At 69.9% G+C, this 21,890-nt stretch carries 23 protein-coding genes; 14 read left to right on the forward strand and 9 right to left on the reverse strand.

Going from position 1 to position 21,890, the window contains the following annotated elements; translation table 11 throughout:
• The 3 genes from FGX59_RS11400 to FGX59_RS11410 form a co-directional block, all read right to left on the reverse strand.
• A complete protein-coding gene (locus FGX59_RS11400) occupies positions 1-969 on the reverse strand; it encodes an ABC transporter permease (RefSeq protein WP_138466660.1) in 969 nt (322 codons plus the stop codon).
• Positions 970-973: 4 nt separating this feature from the next.
• Positions 974-1,894, reverse strand: a complete 921-nt coding sequence (locus tag FGX59_RS11405; protein ID WP_138466661.1) for an ABC transporter permease — start codon at positions 1,892-1,894, stop codon at positions 974-976.
• 79 nt (positions 1,895-1,973) lie between these two features.
• Positions 1,974-3,452 carry an ABC transporter substrate-binding protein gene (locus FGX59_RS11410; RefSeq protein ID WP_240722395.1) on the reverse strand — a complete coding sequence of 493 codons (1,479 nt, stop codon included), beginning with the start codon at positions 3,450-3,452 and terminating at the stop codon, positions 1,974-1,976.
• A 571-nt stretch (positions 3,453-4,023) separates the two neighbouring features.
• On the opposite strand from FGX59_RS11410, the gene FGX59_RS11415 reads away from it, so the two are divergent.
• From FGX59_RS11415 to ygiD, 5 genes are all read left to right on the forward strand, one after another.
• Entirely contained in the window at positions 4,024-4,788 is a 765-nt protein-coding gene (locus FGX59_RS11415; protein ID WP_138466663.1) for an SDR family NAD(P)-dependent oxidoreductase, read from the forward strand.
• 149 nt (positions 4,789-4,937) lie between these two features.
• Positions 4,938-5,843, forward strand: coding sequence for a DMT family transporter (locus FGX59_RS11420; RefSeq protein ID WP_138466664.1), 906 nt, complete (start codon positions 4,938-4,940; stop codon positions 5,841-5,843).
• On the forward strand, positions 5,840-6,433 hold the full coding sequence (locus FGX59_RS11425; RefSeq protein WP_138466665.1) for a TetR/AcrR family transcriptional regulator: 594 nt from the start codon (positions 5,840-5,842) through the stop codon (positions 6,431-6,433). The genes FGX59_RS11420 and FGX59_RS11425 overlap by 4 nt, the downstream gene beginning before the upstream one ends.
• A 130-nt stretch (positions 6,434-6,563) precedes the next feature.
• Complete coding sequence (locus tag FGX59_RS11430) at positions 6,564-7,139, forward strand: NADPH-dependent F420 reductase (protein ID WP_138466666.1); 576 nt, start codon at positions 6,564-6,566, stop codon at positions 7,137-7,139.
• Positions 7,140-7,194: 55 nt separating this feature from the next.
• A complete protein-coding gene (ygiD, locus tag FGX59_RS11435; protein WP_370295955.1) occupies positions 7,195-8,013 on the forward strand; it encodes a 4,5-DOPA dioxygenase extradiol in 819 nt (272 codons plus the stop codon).
• A 19-nt stretch (positions 8,014-8,032) separates the two neighbouring features.
• Here the strand turns inward: ygiD and FGX59_RS11440 are convergent, their stop codons facing one another.
• The 5 genes from FGX59_RS11440 to FGX59_RS11460 all read right to left on the reverse strand — a co-directional run bounded on the left by FGX59_RS11440 (position 8,033) and on the right by FGX59_RS11460 (position 12,043).
• Positions 8,033-8,950, reverse strand: a complete 918-nt coding sequence (locus FGX59_RS11440) for a glutaminase (RefSeq protein WP_240722397.1) — start codon at positions 8,948-8,950, stop codon at positions 8,033-8,035.
• A 71-nt stretch (positions 8,951-9,021) separates the two neighbouring features.
• Positions 9,022-10,116, reverse strand: coding sequence for a molybdenum ABC transporter ATP-binding protein (gene modC, locus FGX59_RS11445; protein ID WP_138466669.1), 1,095 nt, complete (start codon positions 10,114-10,116; stop codon positions 9,022-9,024).
• Positions 10,116-10,808, reverse strand: coding sequence for a molybdate ABC transporter permease subunit (gene modB / locus FGX59_RS11450; RefSeq protein ID WP_138466670.1), 693 nt, complete (start codon positions 10,806-10,808; stop codon positions 10,116-10,118). Before modB ends, modC begins: the two co-directional genes overlap by 1 nt.
• A gap of 9 nt (positions 10,809-10,817) precedes the next feature.
• Positions 10,818-11,594, reverse strand: a complete 777-nt coding sequence (gene modA, locus FGX59_RS11455; RefSeq protein ID WP_240722399.1) for a molybdate ABC transporter substrate-binding protein — start codon at positions 11,592-11,594, stop codon at positions 10,818-10,820.
• A gap of 65 nt (positions 11,595-11,659) precedes the next feature.
• Entirely contained in the window at positions 11,660-12,043 is a 384-nt protein-coding gene (locus FGX59_RS11460) for a winged helix-turn-helix domain-containing protein (protein WP_138466672.1), read from the reverse strand.
• Positions 12,044-12,206: 163 nt separating this feature from the next.
• Here FGX59_RS11460 and FGX59_RS11465 point away from each other — a divergent pair, with 163 nt between their 5' ends.
• The 5 genes from FGX59_RS11465 to FGX59_RS11485 all read left to right on the forward strand — a co-directional run bounded on the left by FGX59_RS11465 (position 12,207) and on the right by FGX59_RS11485 (position 16,484).
• A complete protein-coding gene (locus FGX59_RS11465; protein WP_138466673.1) occupies positions 12,207-12,695 on the forward strand; it encodes an SAM-dependent methyltransferase in 489 nt (162 codons plus the stop codon).
• The gene (locus FGX59_RS11470; RefSeq protein ID WP_138466674.1) at positions 12,692-13,723 is read left to right on the forward strand and encodes an ABC transporter substrate-binding protein; all 1,032 of its coding nucleotides are present in this window, start codon (positions 12,692-12,694) and stop codon (positions 13,721-13,723) included. Before FGX59_RS11465 ends, FGX59_RS11470 begins: the two co-directional genes overlap by 4 nt.
• The gene (locus FGX59_RS11475; protein ID WP_370295952.1) at positions 13,689-14,726 is read left to right on the forward strand and encodes a FecCD family ABC transporter permease; all 1,038 of its coding nucleotides are present in this window, start codon (positions 13,689-13,691) and stop codon (positions 14,724-14,726) included. The genes FGX59_RS11470 and FGX59_RS11475 overlap by 35 nt, the downstream gene beginning before the upstream one ends.
• The gene (locus FGX59_RS11480) at positions 14,717-15,466 is read left to right on the forward strand and encodes an ABC transporter ATP-binding protein (RefSeq protein WP_138466675.1); all 750 of its coding nucleotides are present in this window, start codon (positions 14,717-14,719) and stop codon (positions 15,464-15,466) included. Before FGX59_RS11475 ends, FGX59_RS11480 begins: the two co-directional genes overlap by 10 nt.
• Positions 15,467-15,542: 76 nt before the next feature.
• Positions 15,543-16,484 carry an AEC family transporter gene (locus FGX59_RS11485; RefSeq protein WP_138466676.1) on the forward strand — a complete coding sequence of 314 codons (942 nt, stop codon included), beginning with the start codon at positions 15,543-15,545 and terminating at the stop codon, positions 16,482-16,484.
• A gap of 3 nt (positions 16,485-16,487) precedes the next feature.
• Here the strand turns inward: FGX59_RS11485 and FGX59_RS11490 are convergent, their stop codons facing one another.
• Entirely contained in the window at positions 16,488-17,522 is a 1,035-nt protein-coding gene (locus tag FGX59_RS11490; protein ID WP_138466677.1) for a substrate-binding domain-containing protein, read from the reverse strand.
• A gap of 158 nt (positions 17,523-17,680) precedes the next feature.
• On the opposite strand from FGX59_RS11490, the gene FGX59_RS11495 reads away from it, so the two are divergent.
• The 4 genes from FGX59_RS11495 to FGX59_RS11510 all read left to right on the forward strand — a co-directional run bounded on the left by FGX59_RS11495 (position 17,681) and on the right by FGX59_RS11510 (position 21,666).
• Positions 17,681-18,655, forward strand: a complete 975-nt coding sequence (locus FGX59_RS11495) for a sugar ABC transporter substrate-binding protein (protein ID WP_138466678.1) — start codon at positions 17,681-17,683, stop codon at positions 18,653-18,655.
• 144 nt (positions 18,656-18,799) lie between these two features.
• Positions 18,800-19,840, forward strand: coding sequence for an ABC transporter permease (locus FGX59_RS11500; RefSeq protein WP_138466679.1), 1,041 nt, complete (start codon positions 18,800-18,802; stop codon positions 19,838-19,840).
• A 4-nt stretch (positions 19,841-19,844) separates the two neighbouring features.
• Positions 19,845-20,837 (forward strand): ABC transporter permease, encoded by a 993-nt coding sequence (locus tag FGX59_RS11505; RefSeq protein WP_138466680.1) that lies wholly within the window; start codon positions 19,845-19,847, stop codon positions 20,835-20,837.
• Between the two features lie 10 nt (positions 20,838-20,847).
• The gene (locus FGX59_RS11510; RefSeq protein ID WP_138466681.1) at positions 20,848-21,666 is read left to right on the forward strand and encodes an ATP-binding cassette domain-containing protein; all 819 of its coding nucleotides are present in this window, start codon (positions 20,848-20,850) and stop codon (positions 21,664-21,666) included.
• The last annotated feature ends 224 nt before the right edge of the window (positions 21,667-21,890 follow it).

The raw sequence follows: 21,890 nt of genomic DNA on the forward strand, positions 1-21,890 counted from the left end.
TCATCCATTGGCGGCCGCCTTCCGGCGCAGCAGCCGCAGCCGCCCGCGCGCATGGCGCTTCTCGCGCTCGGCCGGGTCGGTGGTGACGCGCAGCCAGTTGGCGAAGAGGTTGATGGAAAGCACGGTCAGCGCGATGGCGAGGCCGGGGAAGGTGATCGGCCACCAGGCGAGCAGCATGTAGTTCTTGCCATTGGCGATATCGAGCCCCCAGCTGGTGCCGGGCGGCTGCACCCCGAGCCCGAGGAAGCTCAGCGCCGCCTCGGCCAGCAGGATGTTGGTGAATTCCAGGATGGCCAGGGTCAGCAGCGGCGGCACCAGGTTCGGCAGGACATGGACCTGCAGGATCCGCCGCGGACCGCAGCCCAGCACCTCGGCCGCCTCGATGAAGGGGGTGGTGCGCATCGACATGACGATGCCGCGCACGAGCCGCGTGTAGATCATCCAGTTGGAGAAGGCGAGAACGACGATCATCGTCGGTGTCGAGGGGCCGATCATCGCCACGAGGAGCAGCGTCAAAAGGAGCCCCGGGAAGGCGACGAAGACATCGACGACGCGCATGATGACAGTGTCCGTGCGCCCGCCGCGATAGCCCGAGACGAGGCCGAGAAGCACCCCGAAGGAGCCCGCGAGCAGCACGACGGAGGTGCCGACAAGGAGCGAGGCGCGCGCCCCGTAGAGCAGCCGCGAGAGCACGTCGCGGCCCAGCATGTCGGTGCCGAGCAGATGCTCGGCGCTGCCGCGCGCGGTCCAGGCCGGCGGCTTCAGCCGGGCCAGCACCGATTGCGCGGCGGGATCGTGCGGCGCGAGGAGCGGCGCGAAGACGGCTGCGAGGACGACGAGGACGAGGAAGAGGAAGCCCGCGAAGGCGGCCTTGTCCTTCGACAGCTCCGCGAGGAAGCCGCCGGCGGCGCGGAAGACGGCGGGCCGGGGGCGTTGGGCGGGAATGGTGGCGAGATGTGTGGCGGTCATGGGATCAGGCGAGGTCGATGCGCGGGTCGATGAGCTTGTAGAGGGCGTCGAGCAGGATGCTGACGAGGACGATGCCGACGGCGACGACGAAGACGATCGCTTGCAGCAGGAACATGTCGGAATGGTTGATCGCGTTCATCGCGGTCATGCCGAGCCCGGGCCAGGCGAAGACCGTCTCGACCACCACCGTGTAGCCGGCCCAGGCGCTGATGACCTCCCAGCCGGTCAGGGTCAGGACCGGCACCAGGATGTTGCGCATGGTGTGGCCGAAGAGGATGCGCCGGAAGGGCAGGCCGCGGGCGCGGGCGGTGCGGACATACTGCTGGTTCAGCTCGGCGATCACCGAGGAGCGGGTCAGCATCATGATCCGCGCCATCGACGGGATCCCGAGCGTGACCGCGGGCAGGACGATATGCGCCAGGCTGCCGCTGCCGGAGGTGGGGAAGAGCCCCAGATTGACCGCGAAGACCATGACCAGGATCAGCCCCAGCCAGAATTGCGGCACCGAGAGGCCGATCAGGCTGACGCTGACGATGATCCGGTCGAGAAGCCCGTCGGGGCGCACAGCGGCGAGCGCGCCGAGCGGAATGCCGAAGGCGACCGCGAAGCCGAAGCCCGCCGCGATCAGCTGCAGCGTCTTCGGCAGCTTGGCCAGCACGATATCCAGCGCCGGGCGGCGCTGCCACAGGCTGTCGCCGAAATCGAAGCGCAGCAGGTCGGCGGCGAAGCTCAGGAACTGGGTGCCGATCGGCTGGTCCAGCCCCAGCTCCTGCGAGAAGGCGGCGCGCTGCTCGGCCGAGGCCGAGAGCGGCAGCATCATCTGCACCGGATCGCCGACCAGTCGGGTTGCCACGAAGACCACCAGCGTCACGCCGAGGATGACGAGCATCCCCTGGACGAGGCGGTTCACCAGGAATTTTGCCATGCGGCCGGGTCCTCTATCTGTCGGGGTTCCGGAGCCGCGGGCGCGGCTCCGGACCTGGATGCGTCGGTTCGGGCTCCGCTCACTCGGAGACGGACATTTCCTTGACCAGGAGCTTGGCGTCGATCCTGGGCGTCCAGCTCAGGCGGTCGCTCATCGCGTAGATGTCCTCCTGGTTCAGCAGCGGCACCAGGTAGGAGAGGTCGTGCCCCTTGCGGGTGATCTCGGCATAGAGCGCCTTGCGCGCCTCGACATCGGTCTCGGCCCGGGCGGCCTGGATCTGGGCGGCCATCTCCTCGTCGGCATTCGAGGCATAGGAGGCGCCGTATTCCATCGCGGCGGTCAGCGGACGGTCGGCGTCGAGCAGCTCGTCGGAGTTCACCACGAAGATCGAGTCCGGACGGTGGTCCTTGTCGAAGAGCTGGTTCAGGTACTCGCCGAATTCCTCGATATGGATCTCGACATTCAGCCCGGCCTCCTGCCAGTAGGCGCCCACCGCCTCGATCAGCTCGCGGTCCTTCAGCCAGCGCCCGGCCTCGCCGACCAGGGTGACGGTCTTGCCGGTCGCGCCCGCTTCCTCGATCAGCGCCTTGGCGCGGTCGGGATCGTAGTCATAGGCGCGGATCTCGGGGTTGAAGCCGAAGGATTTCGGGTTGACCAGCTGGCCATGGGCGGGCTCCGCCAGCCCGGCGAACAGCGCCTCGGCCAGGGCCTCGCGGTCGATGGCGATGTTCATCGCCTCGCGCACTTTCGGATCGGAGACGACCGGGTTCTCGGTCGAGAGCACGATGACCGAGGTCTCGAGCCCGGGAACGGCGGTCGAGTTCGGCACCGCGCCGAGGAATTCCGGGTAGAGGTTGCGGATCAGGTCGAGCTCGCCGGCCATCAGACCGGCCACGCGCGTCCCGCCCTCGGCGATGAAGCGGTAGCTGACGCCCTCGATCTGCGGCGCGTCGCCCCAGTAGTCCGGATAGGCGGCCAGCTCGATATCCTCGCCATGGTTCCAGGCGGCCATCTGGTAGGGGCCGGTGCCGACCGGCGCCTGGGCGAAGGCGGGGTCGGAGGAATAGGCGGCCGGGACCATCTTCATCCAGTACATCCGCGCGGGCAGCACCGGATCGGGCGCCTTGGTGGTGATCCGCACGGTCAGGTCGTCGACCTTCTCGGCGCCCGCGATGGTCGCCAGATAGGCCATCTGCTCGGAGGCATAGGCGGGATCGATGATCCGCTCGACCGAGGTGACGACGGAATCGGCGTTGAAGGGCTCGCCATTGTGGAAGGTCACGCCCTCGCGCAGCTTGAACTCCCAGGTCAGGTCGTCGATCTGCTCGGGCATGGCCGCGGCCAGGCCCGGCACCAGCGTCCCGTCCGGCTGGCGCGCCAGCAGCGTCTCGAAGATGTTGTCGGTCACCGCGCGTTCGGCGCCGTCATCGCGCTGCTGCGGGTCGAGCGTCGAGGGCTCGGACCCGATGGCGATGGTGATATTGGCGGCGAGCACTGGAGAGGCGACCGCAATGGCCGCGCCGAGAAGCGCTGCCTTGAGCATGGTATCTGGTTTCATCATCCGTCCCGTTGGCTGGGTGGCGCCGTCGCGGCGCTTCTGAAGACGGACGTCCGCATTCCCTGCCCGGAATCTGGGGAGCAGCGGCCGGTCCTGTCAACGCGCGGACGGGGCGGAGCGGGCGGATTGGCAATGGGATATCCAAGATGCCTGTTTTTCGACCGCGAAACCTCTGCAATCGGAAGGCGATGCCGCATTTGAGGGCAACGCCTGCGCTCCGGCATGCGCCCGGGAACGTCCAGATTGTATGCAATGATCCGTTTTCGCCGACCCTGCCCGACCCCGCTGCGGGCGTGATTCATCTCGGCCTGGAGCGCGGGCATTGTCCGGTCTTGCGAAAATCACGCAGGCGCGAAAAGATAGTGTAAGAAGGGCAGGGCTGCGGATTCGGACCGTTTCGGGCTTGCGTTTGGGCCGTCGTAGGCGGAAAATCGGCGCAGAAGCCTCTTGCCCGAGAAAAAAGTATACCGTATACCGATCAGCGGACGGATGCATTCCCGAGCTTCCTTCTGACTGCCTGCATTGCGGGGCGGCGCCCCGGCCCTGCCTCCGGCAAAACCGAAAGACCCGAATGACCAATTCTCCTTCGCGCAGCGTGCTGATCACGGGGGCGGCCAGCGGCATTGGCGCGGCCCTCGCGCGCAAGATCGCCGCTCCCGGCGTGTCGCTGCTCCTGCATACCGGCCGCAATGCCGAGGCGCTCGCGGCGGTGGCGGACGAGTGCCGCGCCCTCGGCGCCGCGGCCGAAACCGAAACCGGCGACCTGGCCCTCGAGGACACCTGCACCCGGCTTGTCGCTTCCGCCCGCAGCCATTTCGGCCGCATCGACCAGATCGTCGCCAATGCCGGCAAGGCGCGGAAATCCTCCTTCGGCGCGTTCAGCTATGACGACCTGATGGCGGATTTCGCGATCATGCCCGGGGCGCTGGTGCGCATCGTCACCGAAGCGCTGCCCGATCTGCAGGGCTCGGACTGGGGCCGGGTCGTGGCGGTCTCCTCCTTCGTGGCGCATGTCCATGGCAAGGCGGGGCATTCCTTCCCGACCACCTCCGCCGCCAAGGCGGCGATCGAGGCGCTGATGGACGCGCTGGCGCTGGAGCTGGCCCCGCATGGCGCCACCGCCAACTGCGTCGTGCCGGGCTTTACCCGCAAGCAGGGCGGCGGCCATGCGGCGATCGGCGGGGACACCCATGACGCGGTGCGCGCCGCAGTGCCCACCGGACGGATGACCGAGCCCGGGGAGGTCGCCACGGCGATCGCTTTCCTGCTCGGCCGCGAGGCGGGGCAGATCACCGGCTCGCGCCTGCAGGTGGACGGCGGCCTGCGCCTCTGGTGACGGCGGGGCTGGCCTGGCGCGTGCTTGGCCGGACCGGGATATGGCGGATCGCAGATGGCCACTTTGATACTATCTAGTATCAAAACGGGACATCCTGTACGGATCATGCCAGTCCTTCCCGATTCCGGTCCGAACCAAGCGAGATCACCATGCCCATTCCTCCCAAGGCGGCCGCTGCGGCTGCCACGATCCTGTGGGGCTTCACCTACATCCTCACCACCACCATGCTGCCGCATAACCCCTGGTTCATTGCGGCGGTGCGCGCGCTCGGGGGCGGTCTGCCGCTCCTGCTCTTCGCGTGCGACCTGCCGCCGACGGCCTGGTGGGGCAGGCTGGTCGTGCTCGGCACGCTGAATAACGGCCTGTTCTTCGGCCTGCTCTTCGTCGCCGCGATCCGCCTGCCCGGCGGGGTGGCGGCCACCTTCCAGGCGCTCGGCCCGCTCTTCATGGTGCTGCTGGCGCTGCCGCTTCTCGGCGCGGTGCCCTCGAAGGGCAAGCTCGCGGCGGTGGCCGCAGGCGCTGTCGGCGTCGCGATGGTGGTGCTCAAGGGCGGCGCCGCGCTCGACCTGATCGGCGTGCTGGCAGCGCTCGGCGCGGCGTTCTCGGTCGCGCTCGGCGGCACGCTCATCCACAAATGGGGGCGGCCCTCCTCGGTGATCAGCCTGACCGCCTGGCAGATGATCCTAGCCGGGATCGAGCTTGCCGCCGTCGCGGCCGTGCTGGGCGATGTGCCGCCCGCGCTCGATGCGACGAACATCCTCGGCCTTGCCATCCTCGCCATCCTGATCACCGCCGTGCCCTTCGTGCTGTGGTTCACCGGCATCCAGGCGGCGGGTCCGGCCGCGGTGGCGCCCTTCCTGCTGCTGACGCCGGTCACCGCCTTCGTGCTCGACGCGCTCTTCCGCGGCATGGTGCCGACACCGGTGCAGGCGGCCGGGGTCGCAGTGGTGATCGGCTCGCTCTTGTACGGGCAGCATGTCGACCGTAAGGCTTTCCGTGTCGCCCATCACCACGCCCCCGCCCCGGGGCAGGCCAATGCAAGAAAGGCGCCATGACCGGACAGCGCAGCCTGACATCCCGCGGCCGGGCCCGCCAGCAGGCGCTGGTCGCCGCGGCCGCCGACCTCTTCCTGGCAAAGGGCTTCGCCGCCGTCACCGTGGACGAGATCGTCGCCGCGGCGGGCGGGTCGAAGACCAATGTCTACCGCCAGTTCGGCGGCAAGGAGGGGCTCTTCATCGAGGTGGTCGAGGTGCTCAGCGCCGAATTCCTCTCGCCGCTGGTGCAGCTCGATCTCGGCCGCACCGGCCGCGCGGCGGGGCTCGAGATCCTCGGCCGCACGCTGCTGCGCCAGCTGCTCGAGCCGCGCCATATCGCCTTCCAGCGGATGATCCTGGCCAGTTCCGACCTTTTCCCCGGGCTGATGGCGCGCTGGCTGGAGACCGGCCCGCGCCAGAGCCAGGCGATCATCTCCCGCTTCCTCGGGCCCGGCGCCGAGAGCGGGCGGCTGGCCCTGTTCTTCCACGACATGATCGTCACCGATCCGGTGCTGCGCGCCATGATGGGCGAGACGCCCCCCTGGGACGAGATCGAGGCGCAGATCGATGCCGCCGCGGCGATGGTGGCGCGGCTTCTGCCGCAGGACTAGCCCGGCCGGTTAATTGCGAACGATACGAAGACAATTATTCGCCAAAATCTTCATTTCATGGACGCGCCGCGGGGCGTAGATCCGGGTCCAGACACGCCGCGGCAGTCGCGGCAGGACAAGGACGAGACCCATGAAAATCGCAGTTATCGGCAAGGGCAATATCGGTTCGGGGCTGGAGCAGGCGCTGAAAGCGGCCGGGCACGCGGCAGAGGCCTTCGGCCGCGATGCCGATCTGGGCGCCGCCGTCGCAGCGGCAGAGGCCGTGATCCTCGCCACCCCCTATGGCGCCGCCGCCGAGATCGCCCGCGCCGCGGATTTCTCCGGCAAGCTGGTCATCGACCTGTCGAACCCGGTGAGCGCGGACTTCTCCGGCCTGGCGGTCAGCGGCGACAGCTCTGCCGCCGAGGAGATCGCCAAGCTGATGCCGGGCGCCACCGTCGCCAAGGCCTTCAACACCATCTTCGCCCAGCATTACGCATCGGGGCTGAAGATCGGCGGTGCGCCGATCCAGACCTTCGTCGCCGCCGATGACGAGGGCGCCCGCGCAACGGTCAAGGCGCTGGCGGAGAGCCTCGGGCTCGAGCCGGTCGATGCCGGTCCGCTGAAGAACGCCCGCTACCTGGAGGCGATGGGCTTCCTCAACATCCAGTTCGGCTACATGCTGGGCCTGGGGCTGGACATCGCGCCGCGCTGGCAGGCCGCCTGACATCTGCGCGCCGCCCCCCGCCGGGCGGCGCCCCTGACACGGGAGAGAGACCATGATGACCGAAACCAGCCTTGCCGCGCTGCGCGACCGCCTTGCCCCCTCCGAGCGGATGCCGCTTGTCTTCCTGGGCCATGGCAGCCCGATGAACGCGATCGAGGACACCGCCTATAGCCGCGCCTGGACCGAACTCGGCCGCGCGCTGCCACGGCCCGCGGCGATCCTGGTCGTCTCGGCCCACTGGATGACCCGCGGCACGACGCTGGTCGATGTCTCGGCCATGCCGAAGACCATCCACGACTTCTACGGCTTCCCCGAGGCGCTCTATGCCCAGCAATACCCGGCCAAGGGCGATCCCGCGCTGGCGCGCCAGGTCGTGTCGCTCCTGGCCAGCCATCATGCGGCGGAGGACGACACCTGGGGGCTCGACCATGGCGCCTGGAGCGTGCTGAAATTCCTCTATCCGGAGGCCGATCTGCCGGTCTTCCAGGTCTCGGTCGACATGGGCCGCGGGCTGGCCCACCAGCTGGAGATCGGCCGCCTGCTCTCCGAGCTGCGCGACCGCGGCGTGCTGATCCTGGGCTCCGGCAATGTCGTGCACAACCTGCGCGCCATGCGACCCGGCGGCCGTCCGCAGGATTTCGCGCTGGAATTCGACCAGCTCTTCGCCGAGCGGCTGGAGGCGCGGGACTTCGCGTCGCTGGCCGACCGCGAGGGGCTGGGGAGCCTCCTGCAGATGGCGCATCCCTCGGTCGACCACTACCTGCCGGCGCTGACCGTGGCCGGGGCCTCCGACGGCCGCGACACGCTGAGCTTCATGACCGACGCGATCGACCTGGGCTCGGTCTCGATGCGCTCCTTCGTGTTCCACGCCTGAGGCGGCGCGGCGCGGGGGCTCAGCCGAAGACCGACCAGCCGGTCTCCCGCGCCAGCCGTTCGGCGGCATAGCTGCCCATCTGGGAATTGCCGTAGCCATTGAGCCCGGGCGACCAGATCGCCACAGAGGCGCGCCCGGGCGCCACCAGCAGGATGCCGCCGCCCACCCCCGATTTCGCCGGCAGTCCCACGCGGAAGGCGAAATCGCCCGAGCCGTCGTAATGGCCGCACATCATCATCAGCGCGTTGATCCGCCGTGCCTTCAGCGGCGTCAGCATCTGCGGCGCGCAGCTGAGCCCGGCGATCACCCGCCCGGCGCGGGCAAGCTGGACGCAGCTCATCTCGATCGCGCATTGGTGGAAATAGGTGCCCAGGGTGATCTCCGGGGCGTTGCGCAGGTTGCCGAAGGATTTCAGGTAGTTCGCCAGCGCGACATTGCGGTATCCGGTCTCCGTCTCCGAGCGGGCCACGGCGCGGTCGATATGGATCTCCTCGTCCTCGGCGGCGATGCGCAGGAAGGCGAGGATCTCGGCTAGCGCCTCCTTCGGCGCGCGCCCGGTGACCAGCTCGTCGGTGGTGACAAGCGCGCCGGCATTGATGAAGGGATTGCGCGGCCGCCCGCCATCCTCCTCCAGCGACAGGATCGAGTCGAAGCGCCGCCCCGAGGGCTCGCGCCCGACCCGGGTCCAGATCTGCTCGCCGATGCGGCCGAGCACGCAGGCCAGCGAGAACACCTTGGAGACCGACTGGATCGAGAACCGCTTCTCCGCCTGGCCCGCGGTGACGATGCGGTTGCCGGGCAGGGCGACGGCGATGCCGAATTGCGCCGGGTCGATGCGGGCAAGTTCGGGGATGTAGTCGGCGACCTGGCCCCAGTCCTGCCGGTCGCGGATCTCTGCATCGAGGTCGCGGAGGAACCGCGCGAGCGTGTCTGGCACCCGGATCTCCCTTTGCCGCCCCCGCCGATCCATACCCGGCAGCGGCGCGCAGTCAACGGGCAGTGTTCCGCTCAGCCCTGCGGGCCGCCGCCGCCGATATCCGAGGGCGCGACCGAGACGGTCTTCAGGATCGCGTGCACCTCCGTCCCCGGCGCCAGTTCCAGCGCCGCGGCCGAGCGGCGGGTGATCCGCGCCAGCAGTCGCCCCGCCCGGGTTTCCAGCGCGACGATGGTGCCGGGCCCGTCGCCTGGGCGCAGCTCGCGCACCGTGCCGGGCAGGATGTTCAGCGCCGAGAGCCCCTCGGGCCGGGCACGCGACAGGATCACGTCGTGGGCGGCGATGCGGATGCGCAGACGGCTGCCCGGCGCCTGGCCCACCCGCGGCAGGAAAAGCGGCAGCCCGCTGGCGTCGATCTCGGTCAGCCCGTCCTCGTGGTGCCGCGCGATCACCGCAGAGATCACCGCCCCCGCCTCCCGTGCGCCGGTCGGCAGCACCGCCGGATCGCCCAGCACCTCGGCCGCCGGGCCCTGCGCCACCACCCGCCCGGCATCGAGCGCGACGACCGTCGTCGCCAGCCGCGCCACCTCCGAGGCGGAATGGCTGACGAAGAGGATGGGGATGTTCACCTCGTCGCGCAGCCGTTCGAAATAGGGCAGGATCTCGGCCTTGCGGGCCTCGTCGAGCGCGGCGAGCGGCTCGTCGGCCAGGATCAGCCGCGGCGCGGAAAGCAGCGCCCGGCCGATCGCCACCCGCTGCTTCTCGCCGCCCGAGAGCGCGCCGGGGCGGCGCTCGAGCAGGGGACCGATACCCAAGAGCTCCACGATCCGGCCGAATTCGCCGCGGGGCGCGTCCTTCGGCGCGAACCAGCCGCCGTAATTCAGGTTCTGCCGGACGGTCAGATGCGGAAACAGCCGTCCCTCCTGGAAGATGTAGCCCAGCCGCCGCCGGTGCGGGCGCAGCCGCAGCCCCGCGGCGGTGTCGAGCAGCACCCAGCCATCCGAGGCGATCCGCCCTTCGTCCGGCATCAGGAGCCCGGCGACGGCATTGACGATCGTCGTCTTGCCGGAGCCCGAGCGGCCGAACAGCACCGTCACCCCCGGCGGCGCCGAGAATTGCGCGTCGAGGGCGAAGCCGGGAAAGTTGTGGCGGATCGCGATCTCCAGCATCACCTGCCTCCGACCCGGGCGGCCACGCGCCGCGCGGCGTATTCCGACAGGAGGAGCGCGCCCATCGCCACCGCGACGGAGACGAGGACCAGCTTCATCGCCGAGCCCTCGCCGCCGGGCACCTGCAGGAAGGCGTAGATCGCCGAGGGGATGGTGCGGGTCTGGCCGGGGATGTTCGACACGAAGGTGATCGTGGCGCCGAATTCGCCCATCGCCTTGGCGAAGGCCAGGATCGCGCCCGCGATGATGCCCGGCAGCGCCATCGGCAGCGTCACGGTCAGGAAGACCCAGGGCGGCGGCGCGCCAAGCGTCGCGCTGGCCTCCTCCAGCTTGGGGTCGACCGCCTCGATCGACAGCCGGATCGCGCGGACCATCAGCGGAAAGGCCATGACCCCCGCCGCCAGTGCCGCGCCGGTCCAGCGGAAGGCGAATACGATGCCGATCTCGGCGAGCAGGCTGCCGACCGGGCCTTTCGTGCCCATGGTCAGGAGCAGCAGGTAGCCGGTCACGACCGGCGGCAGGATCAGCGGCAGATGCACCAGCCCGTTGAGGATCTGCTTGCCCGGGAAGTCCTTCCGGGCGAGCAGGTAGGCGGTCAGGATGCCCAGCGGAAGGCTGGCCAGCGTCGCCCAGAGCGAGACCTGCAGCGACAGCGCGACCGCCTGCCATTCCTCCGGTCCGAGCCAGCCCATGCGGCCGCCTCAGCCGCCGGTGACGACGAAGCCCTGGCGCTCGAAGGCGGCGCGGGCTTCGGGGCCGCGGAGATAGTCGAGGAACTCCGCTGCTGCGGGGCTGTCGCTGGCGGCGATTTGCGCGGCCGGGTAGACGATGGGCGGATGGCTGCCTGCCGGGAAGGTGCCGGTCACGGTGACGCCGTCCTCGGCCACCGCGTCGGTGGCGTAGACGATGCCGTAGGGGGCTTCGCCGGTCGCCACCAGCGCCAGCGCAGCGCGGACATTGTCCGCCTGCGCGACGCTGGCCGCAACCCCTTCCCAGAGCCCGAGGCTTTCCAGAGAGGCCTTGCCGTAGATGCCCGCCGGCACGGAATCGACCAGCGCCATGGCCAGCCGCCCGCCATCGAGCAGCGCGGCCAGATCCATGTCCGGGCCGATCGCCACCGGTGCCGCGCCGCTGCCATGGGCGATCAGCACGATGGAATTCTCGAGCAGGTCGAAGCGCGTGTCCGGCGCGAGCAGCCCGTCCTTCTCCAGCGTGTCCATCCAGCCGGGATTGGCCGAGATGAAGACATCCGCCGGGGCGCCCTGCTGGATCTGGCGCGCCAGCGCCGATGATCCCGCCAGCGAGACCGACAGCTCGTGCCCGGTCTCCGCCTCGAACTTGTCCTCGATCTCGGCCATCGCGTTGGTCATGCTGGCCGCGGCAAAGACGGTGATCTGGTCGGCCGCCGCCAGGGCGGGGGCCAAGAGCACGGCGACGGCGGCAAGGGCGGCAGAGCGGAAACGGACGGAAACGGGCACGGCGCAATCCTGGGTTTGATATGTTTCTTCGGACATATCGCAAGCCCTCCCCTGCTGATCAAGCGTTATTTTTCCCCGGGAATATCCCGCAGCATGGACTGGATCGCGCTGATCCGCGCGGCGCCTGCCTCGGCCATGATCTCCTCGAGCTTGCGGTAATGCGCCAGGACCGCCGCGCCGGTCTCGGTCAGGCTGGCGCCGCCGCCCTTCGCGCCGCCGCGCGCGGATTCGACCAGCGGCTCCTTGAAGGCCTTGTTCATGGTCTCCACCAGCATCCAGGCGCGCTTGTAGCTCATCGACATCGCGCGCCCCGCAGCGGAAATCGAGCCGGTCTCGCGGATATGCTCCAGCAGGTCGGCCTTGCCGGGGCCGATCATCGCGGCGTCGCCGAAGACGATCCGGATGCGCAGGCTGGGGCTCTCGGCGGTGTCGGGAAAAGGGTCGCTCATGCTCTGGCTTATGCCAAAGCGGCGGCGGCGCGCGCAAGATCTATCACCGGTTGCACGCGGCCGCCGCGGCAAGGGCTTGAGCCGCGGCGCAGCGGATGGGATATTTCCGTACGAATATATCGAATCGCCCCGGACCGGGCGGCAGCAGCGGAGAACGGCACGTATGGACGGGGCAGAGGGACAGGAGGGCGGCCGCGCGGCGGCGCCCTGGAACCGGATGCGCGCAGGCGAGACCGCCGGGCCGGTGCCGCCGCAAAGCGATGCCGGGATCTGGTTCATCGGGCGGCTGCGCACGCCCTGGAGCGACCCGTGCGCCTGTCCGCGGCGCGGCGATGCCGCGGCGGGCCCCCTCTGCCGGATCGAGCTCGACCCGCTCTGGGCCGAGGCGCTCGACGGGCTCCGGCCCGGCCCGGTGCAGCTGCTCTACTGGATGCATCTCGGCCGCCGCGACCTGCGCCGCCAGTCGCCGAAGGATGACGGGACCACGCGCGGCACCTTCGCGCTGCGCTCGCCGATGCGGCCCAACCCGATCGCCTCCTCCGAGGTCGCGTTCCTCGGGCTCGACGGCGCCGACCTGCTGGTGCGCGGGCTCGACTGCACCGACGGCACGCCGCTGCTCGACATCAAGCCGGTCCATGGGAGCCTGAAATGACCCGTCTGCCGATGCCCCGCCGCCTGGCCGCCGCCGCGATCCTCCTCTGGGCGGCGCTTGCCGCGGCCGCCGCTGCGCGCGAGATCACCGATGCCACCGGCCGCAGCGTCACCGTGCCCGACAGCCCGGCGCGGGTCTTCGCCGCCGGGCCGCCCGCCGCGGTGCTGCTCTACGTCCTGAAGCCCGAGGCGATGCTGGGCTGGACCCGGGCGCCGAAGCCCGCCGATCTGCCCTATCTGCTGCCCGCGACCCGCGGCCTGCCGGCGCTGGGGCGGCTGACCGGGCGGGGCGACACGCTGAACCTGGAGGTGCTGCTTTCCGCCGGGCCGGATCTGATCGTCGATTTCGGCACGGTCAACGACACCTATCTGAGCCTCGCGGAGCGGATCGAGGCCCAGACCGGCGTGCCCTATGTGCTGATCGACGGAAGTTTCGCCAACACCCCGCGGGCCCTGCGCGAGCTCGGCGCGCTGCTCGGCGTGCCCGAGCGCGGCGAGCGGCTGGCGCGCTATGCCGAAGAGACCTTCGCTGCCGTCGATGCGCAGCTCGCGGAGCTGCCTGCCGCGGACCGGCCCGGGGTCTATCTGGCGCGCGGCCCCGAGGGGCTGGAGACGGCCGGGCCGAACTCGATCAATGCAGAGATCATCGCGCGGGCAGGCGGGCGCAACGTGGTCGAGGCGGAGAATGACGGGCTGGCGGCGATCTCGCCAGAGAACGTGCTGGCCTGGGCGCCCGGGGCGATCGTCACCATCGACAAGGGATTCGCCGCCGGGGTGGCCGCGGATCCGGCCTGGGCGGCGGTCCCGGCCGTGGCAGAGGGCCGCGTCTATCTCGCCCCGGCCGCGCCCTTCGGCTTCATCGACAGCCCGCCCTCGGTCAACCGGCTGATCGGGCTGCGCTGGCTGGCCGCGATGCTCCATGGCGGCAGCGCGCCCGGCGCGCTCCGCGAGGAGATCCGCGACTTCTACACGCTCTTCTACCAGGTGACGCCGGATGATGCCGCTCTCGACGCGCTTCTCGGCGGGTGAGCGCCGCGCCGTGCCGCCGGTCCTCTGGGCCGGGCTCCTCCTGGCCGCAGCGCTGGTCGCGGCCGTTCTGACCGGGCCCTTCGCGCTCTCCCCGGGCCGGATCCTGGAGCTCGCCGCCGCCCGGATCGCGGGACAGGAGACCCCGGGCGCGGAGGCGGCGGTGCTGTTCGGCATCCGCCTGCCGCGGGTGGCGGCGGCCGCGCTGGCCGGGGCGGCGCTGGCCACGGCGGGGGCGGCCTACCAGGTGACCTTCCGCAATCCGCTGGTCTCGCCCGACATCCTCGGCGTCTCGGCGGGGGCCGGGCTCGGCGCGGTGCTGGGCATCTTCCTCGGCCTGCCGGTCCTCGCCATCCAGGGGCTGAGCTTCGGTTTCGGCCTCGCCACCGTGGCGCTGGTGATGGCGGTGGCGGCGGCGATGGGCGGGCGCGGCGAGACGCTGACCCTGGTGCTCTGCGGCATGGCGATCGGCGCGCTCGCGGGGGCGGGGATCGCGCTGATGAAGGCGCTGGCCGATCCCGACGACCAGCTGCCGGCGATGACCTTCTGGCTTCTGGGCAGCCTCGCGGGGATCCGCCCGGGCGATGTCCTGCTGGCGCTGCCGCCGATGCTGGCGGGGCTGGTGCCGCTGGTGCTGCTGCGCTGGCGGACCGGGCTTCTAGCGATGGGCGAGGACGAGGCCCGCGCGCTGGGGATCGAGACCGGGCGGCTGCGCTGGATGGTGATCGCCTCGGCGACGCTCATTACGGCGGCGGCAGTGGCGGCGGCGGGCACCATCGGCTGGATCGGGCTGATGGTGCCGCATATGGCGCGGCTGCTGGCCGGGTCGCGCTTCGACCGGGTGCTGCCGGTGGCGCTGCTTCTGGGCGCGGCGCTGATGGTGGCGATCGACACCGCGGCGCGCTCGCTGGCGGCGACCGAGCTGCCGCTGGGCGTGCTGACCGCGGCGATCGGCGCGCCGGTCTTCCTGGTCCTTCTGGCCCGGCGGGGGCGAGGATGGAGCTGATCCGCGCCGAGGCGCTTTCGGTCGGGGCGGGGCGCAGGCCGGTGGCAGAGGGCATCGGCTTCGCGCTTGCGCCCGGCGGCATCCTTGCGGTGCTGGGGCCGAACGGCGCGGGCAAGACGACGCTTTTCCGCACGCTGCTGGGCCTGCTGGCGCCCCATGGCGGCGCGGTGCATCTCGGCGGCCAGCCGCTCGGCGGGCTTTCCCGCGCGCGGATCGCCCGGCACCTGGCCTATGTGCCGCAGGCGATGGACGTGCCCTTTCCCTACACGGTCGCCGATTACGTGCTGGCCGGGCGCAGCGCGCGGCTCGGCCCCTTCGCCGCGCCCGGCCGCCGCGATGCCGCGCGGGCCGCGGCGGCCCTGGAGGAGCTCGGCATCGCGTCCCTGGCCCGCCACCCGGTGACGCGGCTGTCGGGCGGGGAGCGGCAGCTTGCCATGATCGCCCGGGCGCTGGCGCAGGACGCGCCCGCGCTGATCCTCGACGAGCCGGCCTCTGCGCTTGATTTCGGCAATCGCGAGCGGCTGGCCGAACTGCTCTCCGGGCTGGCGGCCCGGGGCTACGGGCTGGTCTTCTCCAGCCATGATCCGGCTTTCGCCGTGCGGCTGGCGGACCGGATCCTGGCCATCGGCCGCGACGGGCGCGCTGCGGCGGGTCCGGCGCGCGACATGACGACCGATGCGCGGCTGGGCGCGCTCTACGGCCTGTCCGCAGGGGCGGTGCGCCGCGCGCGCGGCGGCTGAACACGGGAAGTTTGCGTTGGCAAGCCCGCCCGGCGCGCGCTAGGGGGAAAGCGTCCGAGTGTTCCGAGGCCGTGCCATGCTCTCCCCCCTTTCCATCGTCCTTCCGATCTTCGCGCTGATCTTCGCCGGCTGGCTGGCCCGCCGCGGCGGGGCGCTGGGGCCGGGCGCCACGCGCGAGCTGAACCGCTTCGTCGTCTACCTGGCCCTGCCGGCGCTGCTGTTCGGCATCATGGCGCGGGCGGAGCCGCGCGAGGTCTGGCATCCGGGCTTCATCGCCGCCTTCACGGCGGGCTGTGCGCTGGCCTTCGGGCTGACGCTGTGGCTGAGCATGCGCCAGGGGCGGCCGCTGGCCGATGCGGCGCTCGACGGGCTGAATGCGAGCTATGCCAATACCGGCTTCCTCGGCTTCCCGCTGATCCTGGCGGTGCTGGGCGAGACCGGGCTGGGGCTGACGCTGGTGGCGACGATCGTGACGGTGGCGGTACTTTTCGCGGTGGCGATCCTTCTGGTGGAGTTCAGCCTGCAGAGCGGCCGCCGCGGCCGCGAGATCGCGCTGAAGACGCTGGGCGGGCTGGCGCGCAACCCGCTCCTGATCGCGCCGGCCGCCGGGGCGGCGGTGATGGCCTCGGGGCACCACCTGCCCGAGCAGGCCGACCGTTTCCTGACGCTGCTGGGCAGCGCCGCGGCGCCCTGCGCACTGGTGACGCTGGGCTGCTTCCTGGCGGAGACGCCGCGCCGCCCGGCCGCCGGGGGCGAGCGCGCGAACCTCGCCGCGCTCGTGTCGCTGAAGCTTGCCGTGCAGCCGCTGGCGACCTGGATCGTCGCGGTGCCGGTGCTGCAGCTGCCGGGCAGCGTGGCGCAGGCGGCGGTGCTGCTTGCCGCGCTGCCCACCGGGACCGGGCCCTTCATGCTGGCCGAGTTCTACGGCCGCGACGCGCTGATGACCGGCCGGGTCATCCTGGCGACCACTGTGCTGTCGGTGGCGACCCTGACCGGCTATCTGGCCCTGGCGGCCTGAGCCTCAGATATTCTCCGGCGTGACGATCTCGAAGGGGATCGTCCGCTGCAGCGTCGCCTGCGGCCCGTCCTGGCGCAGCACGTCGATCATGGTGCGCACCAGGAGCTCCGAGGTCGCCTCCATCGGATGGCAGAGCGCGGCGGTGATCAGCCCCTCGGTCAGGCCCTTGCGCGTCGCCGGGCCGATGTCGCGGCAGATCAGCCGGATGCGGCGGCGCTTCTCCTCGGGGGCCTCGCGCAGCGCGCGCAGCACGCCCGAGATGCCGCCGCCGAGGATCAGGATGCCGGTCACGTCGTCGCTGCGCTCCAGCAGCTCCGAAACCATGGCATGGGCCTGGGCCGCTTCCTCATGGGTGGGGCGGCTGTCCTCCAGCAGGAGCTGCGGGGCGTTCTCGCGCATGTAGGAGCGGAAGCTCGCCTCGGCGATGTCCTGGCACAGATAGCGGTGATTGCCGATGAAGACGGCGATCCGTCCCGGGCCCGGTGCCATCGAGGAGATCAGGAAGGCGGCGGTGCGGCCGAGCTTCCAGTTGTCGGTGCCGACGAAGGCTGCCTTCTCGGGGCTCGACTGGTCGGTGATGTAGGTGACGACGGGCTTGCCCTGCTCGCGCAGCGCGCGGATCGCCTGGCCGATCACCGGATGGTCGGCGGCGATCATCGCCACGGCGTCGCATTCCTTGCCGAGCGCGGTCAGCCGCGCGGCGATGTTGTCGGGGGTCAGCAGGTCGACGAAATCCACCAGCGGGTCGACCACCTCGTCGCGGCGGTCGCGGCAGGCGGCGACGATCTTGCGGCCGAAATGCTGGTAGAGGTCGCGGCTCGACTGCTGCAGCAGGAAGCCCAGCCGGTAGTGCGGGGTCTCCTTGCGCATCCGGTCCTCGATCGTGCCGAGCCCGTAGAAGCCGATCTGCTCGGCCGCGCCCTGCACCCGCTGGATCGTCGTCGCCTTGACCGAGCCGCGGCCGGACAGGATCCGGTTCACGGTGGAGACCGATACCCCTGCCGCCTCGGCCAGATCCGCAATCGTCGGACGTTCCATCCGCTCCTCCCTCGACTCGCGATGTTTCAAACTGAATGACACGTTATGGCACAATCATGCCAAAAGATCTTATTAGACGTTCCGTAAGTTTCAAGCCTTCTGTAGAAAAGCTCCTGCAAGTGTCCTGCTCGGGAGGCGGGACAAGGGAGGAAGACATCATGAGAAGTTTCAGCCGTTTCGCGGCCACTGTGTCCTGTGCCGCCATTGCAGCCTGCGCCGCCGGCGCCGTGGCCGCGGCCAACATCTTCGTGGTCGGCGGCAAGCCGGACGATCCCTTCTGGTCGATCGTCAAGCGCGGCGCCGAGGATGCAGGCCAGGTGGCCGAGGCGCAGGGCGGGTCGGTGACCTGGCTCGGGCCGCAGAACTACGACAACCTGGGCGTCGATGCAGCCGAGCTCATCCGCCAGGCGATCAGCCAGGGCGCCGACGCCATCGTCGGCCCGGACTGGGTGCCCGAGGCGATGGATCCGGCCTTCCAGGCCGTGACCGAGGCGGGCATTCCGCTGATCATCTACAATGCGGGCGGCCTCGAGGCGGCGGACCGTCTGGGCGCGATGAACTACATCGGCTCGGACGACTACGAGAACGGCAAGGCCGCGGGCGAGTACTTTGCCGAGCACGGCATCATGAAGCTCGTCTGCATCAACACCCTGCCGGGCGCCTCCAATATCGAGGACAACTGCGCGGGCATGAATGACGGCATCGCAGGCGCGGGCGGCGAGGGCGAGACCCTGCCGCTGCCGGCCACCTCCTTCGGCAACGCCACCGCGGTCGCCCAGGCGGTCAAGGCCTACCTGCTGAAGAACCCCGATGTCGGCGGCATCTACACGATCGGCAATGTCGACGCGAATGCCTCGATCAACGGCGTGATGCAGGCCGGCAAGATCGGCCGCGTGCAGGTCGGCGGGCTGAACATGGACGAGACCATCCTGGCCAATATCAAGGACGGCAAGCAGATGTTCGCCATCGACCAGCAGGGCTACATGCAGGGCTACATGGCCGTCTCGATCCTCAACGCCCATGTCAATTTCGGCCTGTCGATCCCGACCCGCGAGATCCTGACGGGGCCGGGCATCGTCGATGCCGGGAATGTCGACGCGACGCTGGAAGGCGTCAAGCAGGGTGCCCGCTGAGCGGCATCCCCCCGACTTGAAAATCACGCTGCCCGGACCGGGTCCGGGCGGCACCGACGGGAACGGGCAGGGGGCATGGCCTCCGGCCCGGCGGGAGAGCTGCGCGCGCAAGCGCCGCGGCCCCGCCAAGAGAGGGAGTTCATCATGGCATCAGCCAGCCAGACACTCGCCGCCGGGCCGGGAGGGCGCCGCGCGGGCAGCGCCCTGGGCCAGCTCGCGCGGCGCCCCGAGGCCGGGTCCTTCCTGGGCATGGTCGCGGTCTTCGCCTTCTTCGCGGTCTTCGCGGGACAGGTCTTCCTGTCGCCGGCGGGCTTCGCCAGCTGGCTGAACGTCGCTGCCGAGATCGGCATCGTCGCGCTGCCGGTCGGGCTCTTGATGATCGCGGGCGAGCTCGACCTCTCGGTCGGCGCGGTGATCCCCGCGGCCTCCCTGACAGTGGCCGTCATCTCCGGCCATTACGGCCTGCCCGAGAGCGTCGGCATCCTCGCCGCGCTCGGCGTCGGGATGGCGGTCGGCGCGGCCAACGGCTTTCTCGTAACCCGCACCGAGGTGCCCTCGCTGATCGTCTCCATCGGCATGATGTTCGCCGTGATGGGGCTGACGCTGGGCTTCTCGGTGCTGCTGACCGGTTCCACCTCGACGGGCATCGTGCCCTCGGAGACCTCCAAATTCCTGCTGGGCCAGTTCATCGGCGGCATGTTCCAGGTGACCATCTTCTGGTGGATCCTGATCGCCGCGGTCTTCGCCTACGTGCTGCATGTCTCGCCCTTCGGCAACTGGATCTACGCGCTCGGCGGCGACCGGGTCTCGGCGCGCAACGCCGGCATCCCGACCGAGCGGCTGACCATCCAGCTCTTCATGATGTCGGGCTTCTGCGCCGCCTTCGTCGGCGTCAGCCAGGCGATGGTCTACCAGAGCGCGCAGGTCGCGGGCGGGCAGTCCTTCATCTTCAACTCGATCATGTGCACCGTCATCGGCGGCGTGCTGCTGACCGGGGGCTTCGGCTCGATCGTCGGCGTGGTCTTCGGCACGATCACCTTCGCGGTCGTCAACCAGGGCATCTACTTCACCAGCTTCGACCCGAACCTGGGCTCGGTCATCATCGGCGCGCTGCTCCTGCTGGCCGTGATCATGAACGACACCTTCCGGCAGCTGGCGCTGTCCTACACCAAGAAGAAGGGCTGAGACCATGACCGCTCTTTCCGACTTCATGCGCCGCCCCGAGGCCGGGTCCGTCCTCAGCCTGATTGCCGTCATCGCCTTCTTCGTGATCTTCGGCGGGGCCAATATCGGCAACTTCCTCGGCGCCGCGAGCTGGGTGAACCTGGCCGCCAACCTGGGCATCGTCGCCATCCCGATGGGCATGCTGATGATCGCCGGCGAGCTCGACATCTCGATCGGGGCGATGATCCCGGCGGGCTCCATGACCGTGGCGATCCTCTCGGGCTACTACGAGCTGCCGATCCTCGTCGGCATGGCCGGCGCGCTGGGGCTGGGCGTCGTCGTCGGGCTGGTCAACGGCATCCTGACGGTGCGCACCTCGGTGCCCTCGCTGATCATCACCCTCGGCACGCTCGTCGCCATGCAGGGGATCGTGCTCTCGGCCTCGGTGCTGCTGACGGGCAATGCCTCGGTCGCGCTGACCGCCCCGGTCTGGACCAAGGCGATCTTCGGCCAGCTGATCGGCGGCTCCTACCAGATCATCATACTGTGGTGGCTGGCGATGACCGTGGTCTTCGTGGTGATCATGCACCATACCCGCTACGGCAACTGGATCTTCGCGATGGGCGGGGACAAGGTCTCGGCGCGCAACGCCGGCATCCCGACCGACCGGATGACGATCTTCCTCTTCGTGCTCTCCGCGGTGGCCGCGAGCTTCGTGGGCATGTGCGGCGCGATCCTCTTCAACTCGGCCCAGGTCTCGGGCGGCATGAACTACATCTTCAACGCCGTGGTCTCGGTGGTGGTGGGGGGCGTGCTCCTGACCGGCGGCTTCGGCTCCGTCTGGGGGATCTTCTTCGGCACGCTCACCTTCGCCGTGGTCAACCAGGGGATCTACTTCACCCAGCTCGACCGCAACTGGTCCAGCCTGATCATCGGCGTGATGCTCCTGGCCGCCGTGCTCGTGAACAACCGGTTCCGCGCCTTCGCGCTGACCGCGTCGCGCAAGAAACCTGCCTGAGGACACCGACATGACCCAACCTGTTCTTGAACTGCGGAACGTCAACAAGTCCTTCGGACCGATCGACGTGCTCCATGACATCAACCTGACGGTGAAGGCGGGCGAGGTGCTGTGCCTGCTCGGGGACAACGGCGCCGGCAAGTCCACCCTGATCAAGACCCTGGCGGGCGTGCACAAGCCCACCACCGGCGAGATCTGGATGGATGGCGAGCAGGTCTCCTTCGAGAAGCCCAAGGACGCCGCCGACCGCGGCATCGCCACGGTCCACCAGTTCGGCGGCACCTTCCCGCTGATGTCGATCGGGCGCAGCTTCTTCGTCGGCGTCGAGCCGGTCAAGAAGATCGGGCCCTTCAAGATCTTCGACCGCAAGACCGCCAACGAGACTGCCGTGAAGGCCGTGCAGGAATTCGGCATCACCCGGATCGACGACGGCGACCGGCTGATCGGCGGCCTCTCGGGCGGCGAGCGGCAGTCGCTGGCGATCGCCCGCGCGGTCCATTTCGGCGCCCGCGTGCTGATCCTCGACGAACCGACTGCCGCGCTCGGCGTCAAGCAGTCGAGCCACGTGCTGCGCATCATCCTGGAGGCGCGCAAGCGCGGCCTGGCAGTGATCTTCATCACCCACCAGGTGACCCATGCGATGGCGGTGGGCGACCATTTCGCGGTGCTGATCCGCGGCGCGGTGGCGGCGAACTTCATGCGCGGCGAGAAGACCCGCGAGGAGATCACCGACCTGATGGCCGGCGGCGAGGCCCTGGCCAGCCTCGATACCGAGCTCGAAGGCTACATGGAAACCCATGAGGGCCACCCGCCGCAGCCGGTCGCCTGAGCGCGGCACCCCAACCGGAACAAGGCCGGTCCGCCGCCAGGGCGGGCCGCAACGAGACAAAGTCCATAGGTCTGACCATGAAACACACGCTCGACCCGCACATGATCCGGCACCTGTCGCTGGAGGACACCATCCGCAAGGTCGCCGAACTCGGCTACGACCATGTCGAGATGTCCCCGCGCCCGGATTTCTTCTCCTGGTGGACGCGGCCGAAGCTCTATCCC

Origin of the sequence: Poseidonocella sp. HB161398 (assembly GCF_005870025.1) — a bacterium.
Classification (GTDB): domain Bacteria; phylum Pseudomonadota; class Alphaproteobacteria; order Rhodobacterales; family Rhodobacteraceae; genus Mangrovicoccus.